The sequence below is a fragment of the Mycobacterium branderi genome (genome assembly GCF_010728725.1).
In the GTDB taxonomy this organism is placed as follows: Bacteria; Actinomycetota; Actinomycetes; order Mycobacteriales; family Mycobacteriaceae; genus Mycobacterium; species Mycobacterium branderi.
Genome location: NZ_AP022606.1, coordinates 4,050,875 through 4,064,408, shown reverse-complemented (window position 1 = coordinate 4,064,408; position 13,534 = coordinate 4,050,875). Strand labels below are relative to the sequence as shown.

Annotated in this window: 10 protein-coding genes; 7 read left to right on the top strand and 3 right to left on the bottom strand. The window is 68.4% G+C overall.

The features are described from left to right. The first annotated feature begins 57 nt into the window (after positions 1 to 57). From G6N47_RS19635 to G6N47_RS19620, 4 genes are all read left to right on the top strand, one after another. Entirely contained in the window at positions 58 to 1,104 is a 1,047-nt protein-coding gene (locus tag G6N47_RS19635) for an alanine and proline-rich secreted protein Apa (protein WP_083132104.1), read from the top strand. Positions 1,105 to 1,217: 113 nt separating this feature from the next. Continuing rightward, on the top strand, positions 1,218 to 1,496 hold the full coding sequence (locus G6N47_RS19630) for a GlsB/YeaQ/YmgE family stress response membrane protein (RefSeq protein WP_045381134.1): 279 nt from the start codon (positions 1,218 to 1,220) through the stop codon (positions 1,494 to 1,496). A 114-nt stretch (positions 1,497 to 1,610) separates the two neighbouring features. After that, a complete protein-coding gene (locus G6N47_RS19625) occupies positions 1,611 to 1,913 on the top strand; it encodes a GlsB/YeaQ/YmgE family stress response membrane protein (RefSeq protein ID WP_083132103.1) in 303 nt (100 codons plus the stop codon). A 61-nt stretch (positions 1,914 to 1,974) separates the two neighbouring features. Beyond that, entirely contained in the window at positions 1,975 to 3,003 is a 1,029-nt protein-coding gene (locus G6N47_RS19620; protein WP_083132102.1) for a zinc-binding alcohol dehydrogenase family protein, read from the top strand. A gap of 8 nt (positions 3,004 to 3,011) precedes the next feature. On the opposite strand, the gene G6N47_RS19615 is transcribed toward G6N47_RS19620, so the two are convergent. Next, positions 3,012 to 3,758 carry a CPBP family intramembrane glutamic endopeptidase gene (locus G6N47_RS19615; RefSeq protein ID WP_083132101.1) on the bottom strand — a complete coding sequence of 249 codons (747 nt, stop codon included), beginning with the start codon at positions 3,756 to 3,758 and terminating at the stop codon, positions 3,012 to 3,014. Positions 3,759 to 3,762: 4 nt separating this feature from the next. Beyond that, positions 3,763 to 6,132 carry a phosphoketolase family protein gene (locus tag G6N47_RS19610; protein ID WP_083132100.1) on the bottom strand — a complete coding sequence of 790 codons (2,370 nt, stop codon included), beginning with the start codon at positions 6,130 to 6,132 and terminating at the stop codon, positions 3,763 to 3,765. A 50-nt stretch (positions 6,133 to 6,182) separates the two neighbouring features. On the opposite strand from G6N47_RS19610, the gene G6N47_RS19605 reads away from it, so the two are divergent. The 3 genes from G6N47_RS19605 to G6N47_RS19595 all read left to right on the top strand — a co-directional run bounded on the left by G6N47_RS19605 (position 6,183) and on the right by G6N47_RS19595 (position 12,288). Further along, complete coding sequence (locus G6N47_RS19605) at positions 6,183 to 8,522, top strand: CaiB/BaiF CoA transferase family protein (RefSeq protein ID WP_083132167.1); 2,340 nt, start codon at positions 6,183 to 6,185, stop codon at positions 8,520 to 8,522. 84 nt (positions 8,523 to 8,606) lie between these two features. Next, a complete protein-coding gene (locus G6N47_RS19600) occupies positions 8,607 to 10,082 on the top strand; it encodes an acetyl-CoA acetyltransferase (protein ID WP_083132099.1) in 1,476 nt (491 codons plus the stop codon). An 88-nt stretch (positions 10,083 to 10,170) separates the two neighbouring features. Then, on the top strand, positions 10,171 to 12,288 hold the full coding sequence (locus G6N47_RS19595) for an NAD-dependent epimerase/dehydratase family protein (RefSeq protein ID WP_083132098.1): 2,118 nt from the start codon (positions 10,171 to 10,173) through the stop codon (positions 12,286 to 12,288). On the opposite strand, the gene G6N47_RS19590 is transcribed toward G6N47_RS19595, so the two are convergent. After that, positions 12,281 to 13,513, bottom strand: a complete 1,233-nt coding sequence (locus G6N47_RS19590; protein ID WP_083132097.1) for an NAD(P)/FAD-dependent oxidoreductase — start codon at positions 13,511 to 13,513, stop codon at positions 12,281 to 12,283. The two genes, G6N47_RS19595 and G6N47_RS19590, sit on opposite strands and share 8 nt — an antisense overlap. Between the last annotated feature and the right edge of the window lie 21 nt (positions 13,514 to 13,534).

Sequence of the window (13,534 nt, the reverse complement as noted above, 5' to 3'; positions counted from 1 at the left end):
TCACAATGTCAGCAATCCACACTTGCGTCACGGCTGTAACACGGTAGGTTCGTCGCCATGAAGCAGGTGGACTCAACCTCGACACGTCCCAAGGCGTTCTGGGCAACGCTGGCAGTCGCCGCGGTAACCGGCGCCAGCGCCGCCACGATCGCACTGCCGGCAACGACAGCGAGCGCCGATCCCGCGCCGCCCCCGGGCACGACGACGCCGGCGCCACCACCGCCGGCGGGCGCCAACGCCGCACCCGACACCGCGCCCGGGCCAGCCGGGCCCAACGCCGCGCCGCCGACCGCCGACCCCGTCGCCGCACCGCCGGGAACCGACCCGAACGCGACGCCGCCGGTGGCCGACCCCAACGCACCCGAACCGGGGCGCGTCGACAACCCGCCCGGAGGGTTCAGCTATGTCATTCCGGCCGGCTGGGTGGAATCGGACGCGACCCACCTCGACTACGGGTCCGCGCTGCTGAGCAAGGAGACGGGCCCGCCGCCCGCGCCCGGCCAGCCGCCTGCCGTCGCCAACGACACCCGCATCGTGCTCGGCAAGTTGGACCAAAAGCTTTACGCCAGCGCCGAAGCCGACAACGCCAAGGCCGCCACCCGGCTGGCCTCGGACATGGGCGAGTTCTTCATGCCCTACCCGGGTACTCGGATCAACCAGGCGAACGTACCGCTGGCCGGTAACGGCGTGTCGGGGAGCGCCTCGTACTACGAGGTGAAGTTCAGCGATGCCAGCAAGCCGAACGGCCAGATCTGGACGGGCGTGGTCGGTCCGAGCAACCCGAACACGGCGCAGGGTGCCCAAAAGCAGCGCTGGTTCGTGGTGTGGCTGGGCACCTCCAACGACCCGGTGGACCAGAGCGCCGCCAAGGTGTTGGCCGAGTCGGTCCGCCCGATAGGTGCACCGCCGGCGGCGACGCCGGGTACCGCTCCCGCTCCGGGCGCTCCGGCAGCACCGGCAGCACCGCCGGCGGCGCCGGGAGCACCAGCACCGGCACCTAACGCTCCGGCCCCCAATGCGCCGCAACAGCAGCCGGCTCCGGCTCCCGCCGGTGAACAAGGTCCGGTCACCACCTCGGCGACGGGAACCACACGCACAACCTGAGCGACATCGCATCCGATCTGGCTACGCTGACGCGGTATTACCGAATGGCAGTCCAGCAGTGGGCTCAACGTCTCGCCGTCCTGCTTGCAGGCCAATAGTCAAAGGAGCTGGCCGTGGTCTTGCACATCATCTGGATGATCATCCTGGGTCTTATCGTCGGCGCGGTCGCGCGACTGATCGTGCCCGGCAGGCAGTCCATGGGTTTGATCGCAACGGCAGTACTCGGGATCGTAGGAGCCTACGTTGGCGGCACGCTGGGCAGCGTGGTGTTCCCGCCGCACCAATTCGATATTCACCCGCCGATAAAGCACTCGTTCTTAGGTGCATTGGTCGGCGCGGTGATCCTGCTGCTGATCTACAAGTTCGTCACCTCGCGCACACGAACCCTTTAGCCAGTTAAGTCGACCCGTGTCCAATATGGCTGCCGAATCGTTACGCTGACGCGGTATACCGGGTGACAAGCCAGCGGAAGCGCTGGACTTGCCTGCGACAGCAAGGAGATCCGGATGTATGTCATGGCAGCCACCGAGTTCCTCGCCCGATCAACGACACTGACCAGTGTCGGCTGGATCGGTTACATCATCATCGGCGCTATCGCGGGCTGGATCGCTGGCAAGATCGTCCGGGGCGGTGGCGCAGGGATACTGATGAACATTGTGATCGGAATCGTCGGCGCGCTGATCGGTGGCTTCCTTCTCAGCTTCTTCGTCGACACTGCCTCCGGCGGGTGGTGGTTCACGTTGTTCACCGCGGTACTCGGCTCTGTGATACTGCTGTGGATCATCGGGCTCGTCCGCGGACGCAGTTAATCCGCTAACCCGTTGCGGCCGTTGAGGAGCCGCCAGGGCGCCGGCGCGGCATGATGGAGCCATGGCGTCTGAGCCGGCTGCCGCCACGATGAGTGCGTGGCGAGTACACAAGCCCGGTCCGATGAACACCGGGCCGCTGGAACGGGTTACCGCCGAGGTGCCGCGTCCTGAGCCGTCCGAGTTGCTGGTGGCCGTGCGTGCCTGCGGGGTGTGTCGCACCGACCTGCACGTCACCGAGGGCGACCTGCCGGTGCACCGTGAGCGGGTGACCCCCGGCCATGAGGTGGTGGGGGAGGTTGTCGAGGTCGGAGCCGACGCCGGCGACGAATTCGCGGTCGGTGACCGGGTCGGGATCGCCTGGCTGCGCCACACCTGTGGGGTGTGCAAGTACTGTCGGCGCGGCGACGAAAACCTGTGCCCGCAATCCCGCTACACGGGTTGGGATGCCGACGGTGGGTATGCCGAATTCGCCACGGTCCCTGCGGCTTTCGCCCACCACCTGCCGGACGGCTACAGCGACAGCGAACTGGCGCCGCTACTGTGCGCCGGCATCATCGGCTACCGCGCGCTGCTGCGCGCCGAGTTGCCGCCGGGTGGCCGGCTGGGTCTGTATGGATTCGGCGGCAGCGCCCACATCACCGCGCAGGTCGCGGTGGCGCAGGGCGCGGAGCTGCACGTGATGACCCGCGGCGCCAAAGCACGCGAGCTGGCGCTGGAACTGGGCGCCGCCTCGGCGCAAGGCGCCGACGACCCACCGCCGGTGCCGCTCGACGCGGCGATTCTGTTCGCTCCCGTGGGCGAGCTGGTACTTCCCGCGCTGGAGGCGCTGGACCGCGGCGGCACCCTGGCGATCGCCGGCATCCACCTCAGCGACATTCCGGCCCTCAACTACCAGCGGCACCTGTTCCAGGAGCGCCAGATTCGCTCGGTGACGTCGAACACCCGCGCCGACGCCCGGGCCTTCCTCGAATTCGCCGGCCAGCATCGCATCAACGTCACCACGCCGGAATACCCTCTGGGACAAGCTGATCGAGCACTCACGGATCTGTCCGAGGGCCGCATCGCCGGCGCGGCGGTGCTGCTGGTGTAGCCGCTCCCTCAAGTGGACAGGTGCCACACCAGCGCGGCGGCCAAGGCACCCAGCCCGTTCAGTGACCAGTGCAAGGCAATCGGCGCGATCAGGCTGCCGCTGCGCCGCCGCAACCAGCTGAACACAAAGCCCGCGGCGGCCGTCGCACACACAGCCAGTGTCACACCGGCCAGCATGCCGACAATGCCGCCGCCGAACAGCCGGGTGAAGCCGACGTTGCTGCTGGTCAGTCCCAACGAGGTTGCGATGTGCCACAGCCCGAACAGCAGCGAGCCCGCCACCGCGACACCCCGAAATCCCCACGCGCGGTTCAATGCCCCATGCAGCACACCACGAAACGCCAGCTCTTCCGGGATCACCGTCTGCAGCGGGATGATGATCATCGACGCGATCAACGCACCCGAAATTGTCGCGTAGTGGTTGTTCATGAACATCGGCCGTGTGATCGGAAGCAGCACACCGACCGCGATCACCGACATCACCACGGTCACGGCCGCCAGCGCATATCCCAACCCCGCCCGCCAGTGTTCGCGACCGAGCCCGAGCTCGGCCCAACCTAAACCGTTGCAGCGCAACATGATTACTAGCCCTATCGCTGCTGCCGGCACGGTGGCGATGCCCGCCCACGGTGTGGTGAAATGCGCGATCAGGTTCGTCACCGCCAACACCACCACGACGACGGCGACGTCGACGTAGACCGCAAATCGGTGCAGCGCCGCGAGCTGCACCGCCAGCGGGTGCGGTTCGGTGGTCATTGCCCTAGGCTACCCAGGTCCAGCCGCTGATCGCCGGGTCGTCCTCGCCGTGCTCACGGGTGTAGCGGCGGGCCGCCAACCGCGCGTCGGCCATCGCCTGACGCAGCACCGCGGCGCGGTTACCCAGCCCGTCGACCCGGTCGATCACATCCATCACCAGGTGGAACCGGTCGAGGTCGTTGAGCATCACCATGTCGAACGGCGTCGTCGTGGTGCCGCGCTCTTTGAAGCCGCGCACATGCATGTGGCTGTGGTTGGTCCGCCGGTAGGTGAGCCGGTGAATCAGCCACGGGTAACCGTGGTAGGCGAAAATCACCGGGGTGTCGACACCGAACAGCGCGTCGAACTCGCTGTCGGGCAAGCCATGTGGGTGCTCGGAGTCCGGCTGCAAACGCATGAGGTCGACGACGTTGATCACCCGCACGGCCAGATCCGGTAGCTCGCGCCGCAAAATGTCGGCGGCCGCCAGGGTCTCCAGCGTCGGGATGTCGCCGGCGCAGGCCAGCACCACGTCCGGTTCGGCTGTCGCGGTGCTCGCCCACTGCCAGATGCCCAGCCCGCGGGTGCAGTGCGCAATCGCGGAGTCCATGTCGAGGTAGGCGAGCGCAGGTTGCTTACCGGCGACGATCACGTTGATGTAGTCGCGGCTGCGCAGGCAATGGTCGGCCACCGAGAGCAGGGTGTTGCCATCAGGCGGCAAGTACACCCGAGTGATCTCGGCCCGCTTGTTGGCCACCAGGTCGATGAAGCCGGGATCCTGATGCGACGCACCGTTGTGGTCCTGGCGCCACACGTGCGAGGTCAGCAGATAGTTCAGCGACGCGATCGGCCGCCGCCACGGCAATTCCCGGCTGGTGGCAAGCCATTTCGCGTGCTGGTTGAGCATCGAGTCGACGATGTGCACGAACGCTTCGTAGCAGTTGAACAGCCCGTGCCGACCGGTCAGTAGGTAGCCCTCGAGCCAGCCCTGGCACAGATGCTCGGAGAGCACCTCCATCACCCGGCCGTCGGGCGCCAGGTGCTCGTCGTCGGGCAGCGTTTCGGACAGCCACACCTTCTCGGTCGAGCCGTATACCGCGTCCAGGCGGTTGGAGGCCGTCTCGTCGGGCCCCATCAGCCGGAAACGGTCCGGGTTGCGGGCGATCACGTCGCGCAGGAAGGTGCCCAGCACGCGGGTCGCCTCATGGGTCTGCGTGCCGGGCTTCGGGACGTCCACCGCGTAGTCGCGAAAGTCCGGCAGGTCCAGGTCGTGTAGCAGCAGACCGCCGTTGGCATGTGGGTTGGCACTCATCCGGCGCTCACCGGCCGGCGCCAGCGCGCGCAACTCCGGACGCAACCTGCCGTCGTCGTCGAACAGCTCCTCCGGCCGGTAGCTGCGCAGCCATTCCTCGAGTTTCGCGCGATGAGCGGGATTGTCGTGGGTCTCGGACAGCGGTACCTGATGCGAGCGCCAGGTGCCCTCGACCCGTTTGCCGTCGACCACCTTCGGCCCGGTCCACCCCTTCGGGGTGCGCAGCACGATCATCGGCCACACCGGCCGTTCAGTGTTCGCGCCGCTGCGGGCGCGGTGCTGAATGTTCGCGATGTCGTCGAACGCGTCGTCGAGCGCGGCGGCCAGCTGCTGATGCACGTTGGCGGGATCGTCACCGGCGACCGTGATCGGCCGATAGCCGTAGCCGCGCAGCAGCAACTCGAGCTCGTCGTGTGGGATGCGGGCCAGCACGGTCGGGTTGGCGATCTTGTAGCCGTTGAGGTGCAGGACCGGCAACACCGCGCCGTCGCGGGCCGGGTTAAGGAGCTTGTTGGAATGCCACCCGGCGGCCAGCGGGCCGGTTTCGGCCTCCCCATCGCCGACCACGCAGGCCACCACCAGATCGGGGTTGTCGAACGCCGCCCCGTACGCGTGGACGAGGGCATACCCCAGCTCCCCGCCCTCGTGGATGGACCCCGGTGTCTGGGCGGCGACGTGGCTGGGGATGCCGCCGGGAAAAGAGAACTGGCGGAACAGCTTTCGCAGCCCGTCGGCGCCTTCTTCGATCCCGGTGTACACCTCGCTGTAGGTGCCTTCCAGGTACGCGTTGGCGACGAGTCCCGGCCCGCCGTGGCCTGGCCCCGTGATGTAGATGACGTTGGCGTCGCGGGCACGGATGACCCGGTTCAGGTGCGCGTAGATCAGGTTGAGCCCCGGAGTGGTGCCCCAATGCCCCAGCAGTCGGGGCTTGACGTGCTCGGAGGTGAGCGGCTGGCGCAGCAGCGGATTGTCGAGCAGGTAGATCTGGCCGACCGACAGGTAGTTGGCGGCGCGCCAGTAGGCGTCGATGAGGGCAAGTTCGTCGGCGGAAAGGGCGGCCGGTGTCGCGGTTTGCAGACTCATCCGTCCGATTGTCCCGGCGGTCGGCAAAAGCCGCCAACTACGCTGAGCTGATGGTTGCCGGGCTGCTGGCATCGCTGCGGGTGCTCGACCTGTCGGGCGACGACGCCGACGCGGTGGGCCGGATACTCGCCGATCTGGGCGCCGACGTGCTCAAGGTCGAACCGCCCGGCGGCAGCCCGGCACGGCGACGACTGCCGTCGCTCGGTGGCCATAGTTTGCCGTTCGCGCTGCACAACGCCAACAAACGCAGCACCGTGCTCGACCCTTCCGACGCAGCGGACCGCGCCCGCCTTCTCGAGCTGGCCGCCGGCGCCGACATCGTCGTCGACAGCGGGCAGGCGGTCACCTACGGAGTCTCTTGCACCGAGCTGGCCGACCGCTACCCGCGGCTGGTCGTGTTGTCGATCACCGATTTCGGTGCGACGGGTCCGCGGTCGTCGTGGCGGGCCACCGACCCCGTCTTCTATGCGCTGTCGGGCTCGCTGTCCCGCTCGGGCCCCACCACCGGCACACCGGTGCTGCCGCCCGACGGCATCGCGTCGGCGACCGCCGCCGTGCAGGCCACCTGGGCTGCGCTCGTCGCGTACTACAACCGGTTACGTTGCGGCGCAGGCGATTACATTGACTTTGCCCGGTTCGACGCCGTCGTCATGGCGCTCGACCCGGCGTTCGGCACGCACGGGCAAGCGGCGGCCGGTGTCCGCCGCCCCCACCGTTGGCGCGGACGGCCGCGCAACCAGGACGCCTACCCGATCTACCGCTGCAAGGACGGCCACGTCCGGATCTGTGTGATGTCGCCGCGGCAGTGGCGCGGGCTGCGGCGCTGGCTGGGGGAGCCCGAGGAGTTTGCCGACCCCCGCTACGACGTCATCGGCGCGCGGTTCGCCGCCTGGCCGCAGATCACCGAGCTGATCGAGAAGTTGTTCGAAGGCCAGACGATGAAGGAGCTGGTGTCGGCCGGGCAGGCCAACGGCGTGCCGATCGCCGCGGTGCTCTCGCCGTCGCAAATCCTTGCCTCCGAACATTTCCGATCGGTCGGCGCGATCACCGAAACCGAACTCGTCCCGGGCGTGCATGCCACGATTCCGGTCGGCTACTTCTCGGTTGACGGGCAGCACAGCGGTTTTCGCGCGCCCGCTCCCGCGCCCGGCATTGACAACGCTTCCTGGCGCACCGATCGGGTGGCCGCTACGCCTCGCCAGAAGGCCACGCGTCCGTTCGACGGGCTGCGAATCGTCGACCTCGGCATCATCGTCGCCGGCGGCGAATGCAGCCGGCTGTTCGCCGATCTGGGCGCCGAGGTCATCAAGGTCGAAAGCGCCGCCTACCCGGATGGATTGCGTCAGGCCCGCGCCGGCGAGGCGATGAGCGAGTCGTTTGCCTGGGCGCACCGAAACAACCTGGGGCTCGGTCTGGATCTGCGCAGCGCGCAGGGCAAGCAAGTCTTCAGCCGCCTGGTCGCTGATGCCGACGCGGTCTTCGCCAACTTCAAGCCGGGAACCCTTGCCGCCCTTGGTTTTCCGTACGACGCACTGAGTGCCGTCAACCCGCGGATCGTGCTCGCCGAGAGCAGCGCGTTCGGTGACACCGGCCCGTGGAGCACCCGAATGGGCTACGGCCCGCTGGTGCGCGCGACCACCGGGGTCACCAAGCTGTGGACCTCCGAGGAAGCCGCCGCCGACACCTCGCGGCATCCGTTCTACGACGCGACGACGATCTTCCCCGACCACGTGGTCGGACGGATCACCGCGATCGGGGCGCTCGCGGCGCTGATCCATCGCGACCGCACGGGATCCGGGGCGCGCGTGCACGTCTCCCAGGCCGAGGCCGTCGTCAACCAACTCGACACGCTGTACGTCGCCGAGGCGGCACGCGCAGCCGGTCGAGCCGACGTAAGCGACGACACCAGCGTGCACGCGGTCTACCCGTGCGCCGGCGACGACGAATGGTGCGTCATCTCCATCCGCGACGATGCCGATTGGCTGGCTGCTGCAAGGGTTTTCGGGTATCCGGAGGCGCGGGTGTCCGACCGGCACGAGTTGGTGGCGACAGTCTCGGAGTGGACCCGCGCCTACCCGCCGGCGCAGGTCGCCGAAGCACTGCAGTCGGTCGGAGTTCCCGCCGGCGCGATGAACCGCCCGCCCGACGTGCTCGAAGACCCGCAGCTGTTGGCGCGAAAGTTGTTCAGCCCCATGAGCCATCCGCTGTTCGACCATCCGTTGCCGGCCGAATCCGGCCCGGCGCCGTTTCGCCATATCCCGCCGGCACCGCAGCGGCCTGCCCCGCTGCCCGGGCAGGACACCCGCGAGATCTGCCGCAAGGTGCTGCAGATGAGCAGCGAGGAAACCGAACTGTTGATCGCCGAGGGTGTGCTGTTCGCGTCCATTTAGACTCCTCTGCGAGCGTGCACAGATGTACGGCAGTCACGGCGTGTCGCTGTACGCACGCTCGCGCTCGTGAAAGGTGCTCACCTCATGCCCGTCGACCCGCGGACACCGGTGCTGATCGGCTACGGCCAGGCCAACCTGTTCGAGGACAACCCTGACGTCGAACCCGTCGACCTGATGGTCGCCGCCGCGCGCGAGGCCGCCGACCAGCCGGTGCTCGCAGCAGTGGACTCCATACGCGTGGTGAACCTGCTCTCGGCGCGGTACCGCGACCCGGGCCTGCTGCTCGGGCAGCGCATCGGCGCGGACAATCCGGCCACCCGCTACAGCGGCGTGGGCGGCAACGTGCCGCAGACGTTGGTGAACCAGGCCTGCCTGGACATCCAGCACGGGGGCGCCGACGTGGTGCTGGTGGCCGGCGCCGAAACCTGGCGCACCAGGATGCAGTTGAAGGCGCAGGGCCGCCGGCTGACATGGACAGAGCAAGACCAATCGGTTCCGATCGCGCCGGGCGGTGACGACAACGTTCCGATGGCCGGGCCGGCCGAAGAGCGCATCGAGCTCGCCCGGCCGGCCCACGTCTATCCGCTGTTCGAACAGGCACTGCGGATCAGCACAGGCGAGCCGATCGAGGATCACCGCAGGCGCATCGGTGAACTGTGGGCGCGGTTCAACGCTGTCGCGGTGGACAACCCGCATGCCTGGATTCGCAAACCTCTTGCCGCCGAGGAGATTTGGCGGACCGGTCCGGCCAACCGCATGATCAGCTGGCCCTATACCAAGCTGATGAACTCCAACAACATGGTCGACCAGGGCGCCGCGCTGATCCTGGCCTCGGCGGAGGCCGCGACACGCCTGCAGGTTCCCACCGAACGCTGGGTCTACCCGTATGCCGGCACCGATGCGCACGACACCTACGCGATCAGCGAGCGCTTCGAACTGCATCGCTGTCCGGCGATCCGGATCGGCGGTGCTCGTGCGCTCGAAATGGCCGGGCTCGGCATCGACGACGTCGACTACGTCGACCTGTATTCGTGCTTCCCCTCCGCGGTGCAGATCGCGGCTGCCGAACTCGGGCTGCCGGTCGACGACCCGAGCCGGCCGCTGACCGTGACCGGCGGGCTGACGTTCGCCGGCGGGCCGTGGAGCAACTACGTCACACACTCGATCGCGACCATGGCCGAGTTGCTGATAGCCAACCCTGGGCGGCGCGGCCTGATCACCGCCAACGGCGGCTATCTGACCAAGCACAGCTTCGGTGTGTATGGGACCGAACCGCCGGCATCGGAATTCCGTTGGGAAGACGTGCAATCCGTCGTCGATCGGGAGCCGACCCGACCGCCGGTGGTCGAATGGGACGGCGTCGGCACCGTCGAATCCTGGACCACTCCGTTCGACCGGGAGGGCCGCCCGGAGAAGGCTTTCCTAGCGGTTCGCACTCCCGACGAGTCGCGCACGCTGGCCGTGATCCCCGATGCCGCGGCGGCCGAGCCGACGGTGCACGACGACATCGCCGGCGCCAAGGTCACGGTCCGCCCCGATGGCACGGCCACTTTGCGTTAGGTCACAAAATCGACGATAGGGTCAAAAGCTTGCTGGGAACCCTCCTCGGGCGCCTATTGTCGGGGTAGACACCGGGGAGGTGAGCAGTATGCGGATCCTGGTCACCGGAGTCACCGGGATGGTAGGTCGCACGCTGGCCCGGCAGTTGATTGCCGCCGGACATGCAGTCAGCGGCATCGCGCGACATCCGCACGACCACCTGGACCCCGAAGTCGATTTTGTTTGCGCGCGGCTCGGCGGCGCGGTACTGCAGCAACTCGCCGACGAGTCACACGTGGTGGTGCATCTTGCCCCGGTGGACCCCACCGCGCCCGGCGCCGCAGGCATCAACGGGCTGGTGCACGTCGCGCATGCCGCCGCGCGTGCCGGCGCCCGGCTGGTCTTCCTGTCGCAGGCTGCCGGAGAACCGGAGTTGTACCAGCAGGCCGAGAAGCTGGTGTCCACCGGCTGGGCGCCCAGCTTGATCGTCCGGGTGGCGCCGCCGGTAGGCCGCCAGCTCGACTGGGCGGTGTGCCGCAGCGTGGCCACCCTGCTGCGCGGCAAGGAGTCGCTGCGGCCGGTGCGGCTGCTGCACGTCGATGACCTCGTCCGGTTCCTGGTGATCGCGGCTACGGCCACCACGACCGGCGCGGTGGATGTCGCGACCACGGACACCACCAACTTGGTGGTCGCGCGACATCTGCTGCGCGCCGCTGACCAGCGGCCCCGCCCGTACCGGCTTCCCACCTGGGCACAGCTGACGCCGGACATGGATCTTGCTGCGATGCAAGAAGACTGGCAGTTCGAGCTGGGCTGGTCAGCCGCTGACGCGCTCGCCGACACCGCGCGCGGCCTCTGCGGCCGCAAGCTCGACGCCGGCGGCGCCGTCGATCTTCCCGGCCATCTGCCGTTGCCGTCTGAGCCGGTGCCGCGCGCCGGCCCGCCCGACGGAACACCGCTGCAGTGCGCGGCGCCAGACGGGCTGGAGGGTGAATTCGACGACCGGATCGATCCGCGGTTCCCGGTCTTCGCCGCGTCGACGCTGGCCGAGGCCCTGCCGGGCCCGCTGACGCCGATGACGCTCGACGTCCAGTTATCCGGCCTGCGGATGGCCAACCAGGTGATGGGTCAGGTGATGGCGCTGGGCGGCGTGATGGCCGCCGAGTGGGGCAGCCGCGCCATCGCGGTGTTCGGCCATCGGCCCTACGTCGGGGTGTCGGCCGGCGTGATCGCGGCCGGCCAGCTGCCCGGCTGGGACGAGACCGCGGTCCTGCAGCATTCGCTGGGCGACACACCGGTCGGCGACCTGTTGCCGCTGGGCCGTCCACCGCTGGCCGGTGGTCTGCTGGGGTCGGCGGCCAAGGCCGTCGTCGTGACCCGGGCGCTGGCGATGCTGCGCCACCTGAAATCCGACACGCAGGCCTACAGCGAGGCGGCGACGGCCGAGCATCTCGACCCCGTGCAATTGGCCGCGTTGCCCGAGGCTGCCCTGCAGGCACGGATCTGCCTGCTGCGCGACCGGATTCACCAGGGGTGGAGACTGACCGCGCTCTGGCTGATCGACAGCGGCGTCACCGCGGCGGCGCTCGAGCGCACCGGCGCCCACAGGCCGGTACCGGGCGTCGAGGCGCTGACGGACACCGGACGGGTCGCGACCGAGACCGCTGCCCTGGAGGCGGTGCTGCGGCGCGACCCGCGGGTGCGCGCGCTGGCGGCGAAGGGCGATCTGGACAGCGTGTGCGCGCTGTCGCTGAGTGCTTCCGCCGAGATCAAGGCGGTGATGGCCAGGATTTCCCACCGGGGACCGGGCGACGCCGAGCTGGCAAACCCTGTGTTCGGCGATGATCCGTCCCGGTTGCTCATTGCCACCGCCCATGCGGCGGCGGCGCCGATCGGTGCGGGGTCGCCGCCGGATGTCTTCGCGGAAACACTTCCGGAGCGGATGGCGGTCAACGCGCGGCTATCTCGAGAGCTGGCGCACGACACCACCATGCGGTTCACCCACGAATTGCGAATGTCTTTGCGGGAGTTGGGGTCTCGACGACTCGCGGCGGACCTCATTGACGCGGTGGACGACGTGTACTACCTGACCTGCGACGAGCTACTCACCATGCCGGGCGACGCCCGACTGCGGATCAAGCGCCGACGCACCGAACGGGAACGGTTGCAGGCGCTGCGCCTGCCCGACGTGATCGACCACAGCTGGCGGCCGCTCGACGTCAGCTGACCGCGTCGCTAAGCGGAGCCTGCGGATCGGCCAGCCGGTCGGGGTCGACCGGCTTCTGTGAGCGGATCAGCGTTTTGACGTCGTCGAGCACGTCCCAGATGTTGACGTTCATTCCGGCCAGCACCCGGTTGTCGGCGTCCAGCCAGAAGGCGACGAATTCGCGGCCGTCGACGTCGCCGCGGAACACCACCCGCTCATAGCTCGGTGCATATCCGACGTACTCCATGCCCAGGTCGTACTGGTCGGTGAAGAAGTACGGCAGCTCGGCGTATTCGCCCGGCTTTCCCAGCATTCCGTCGACGGCAACCGCGGGCTGCTTGAGCGCGTTGGCCCAGTGCTCGGTGCGAATGCGGGTGCGGTACAGCGGATGCTCGGCGGCGGCGATGTCGCCGACGGCGTAGGTGTCGGCGTCGCTGCTGCACAGCGAGGCGTCGACCAGCACGCCGCCGTCACCCATCGACAGGCCGGCCTCCTGCGCCAGCTCGATATTGGGCTGGGCGCCGACGGCCACCAGCACCGCATCCGCGGTGACCGTCGACCCGTCACCCAGCGCGAGGCCGGTCGCCTTTCCGTCGGAAATCGTGATTTCCTGGACCTGGGTTTGCAACCGCAGATCGACACCGTGGTCGCGATGCAGTGCGGCGAACACCGTGCCGACTTCTTCACCGAGCGCGGCCAGCAGCGGCAGTTTTGCGGTCTCGACCACGGTGACGTCGACGCCGCGCTGGCGGGCGCTGGCGGCCACCTCCAGGCCGATCCACCCGGCGCCTACCACCGCGAGCGACGACCCTTCGGCCAGAACGGAATTCAGTGCCGACGCGTCTTCGAACGTCCGCAGGTAGTGAACCCCTGCGGCGTCGGCGCCGGGTAGTGGCAGGTGCCGGGACCGCGACCCACTGGCCAGCAAGAGTTTGTCGTAGCCGACGGTGGTGTCGTCGCCGAGACTGACGCTGTGCGCGGCGGCGTCGACCGCGACGGCCCGGGCGCCCAGCCGCAAATCGATGTCATGGTCGGTGTACCAAGCCGACTCGTGCACGGTGAAATCGGTGAGCGTTTTCTTGCCGGCCAGAAACTCCTTCGACAATGGTGGTCGCTCGTAGGGCAGATGTTCTTCCTCGGCAACCAGGACGATGTGGCCGTCGAATCCTTTGTCGCGCAATGCTTCTGCTGCTTTTGCGCCGGCGAGCCCGCCGCCGACGATGACGAATGTGGTTGAGCTGGCCATGGCGTCCACCCTACTCGGCTG

Coding starts and splice junctions, on each gene's coding strand:
- G6N47_RS19635 (WP_083132104.1), top strand. CDS start 58: ATGAAGCAGGTGGACTCAACCTCGACACGTCCCAAGGCGTTCTGGGCA.
- G6N47_RS19625 (WP_083132103.1), top strand. CDS start 1,611: ATGTATGTCATGGCAGCCACCGAGTTCCTCGCCCGATCAACGACACTG.
- G6N47_RS19620 (WP_083132102.1), top strand. CDS start 1,975: ATGGCGTCTGAGCCGGCTGCCGCCACGATGAGTGCGTGGCGAGTACAC.
- G6N47_RS19615 (WP_083132101.1), bottom strand. CDS start 3,758: ATGACCACCGAACCGCACCCGCTGGCGGTGCAGCTCGCGGCGCTGCAC.
- G6N47_RS19610 (WP_083132100.1), bottom strand. CDS start 6,132: ATGAGTCTGCAAACCGCGACACCGGCCGCCCTTTCCGCCGACGAACTT.
- G6N47_RS19605 (WP_083132167.1), top strand. CDS start 6,183: ATGGTTGCCGGGCTGCTGGCATCGCTGCGGGTGCTCGACCTGTCGGGC.
- G6N47_RS19600 (WP_083132099.1), top strand. CDS start 8,607: ATGCCCGTCGACCCGCGGACACCGGTGCTGATCGGCTACGGCCAGGCC.
- G6N47_RS19595 (WP_083132098.1), top strand. CDS start 10,171: ATGCGGATCCTGGTCACCGGAGTCACCGGGATGGTAGGTCGCACGCTG.
- G6N47_RS19590 (WP_083132097.1), bottom strand. CDS start 13,513: ATGGCCAGCTCAACCACATTCGTCATCGTCGGCGGCGGGCTCGCCGGC.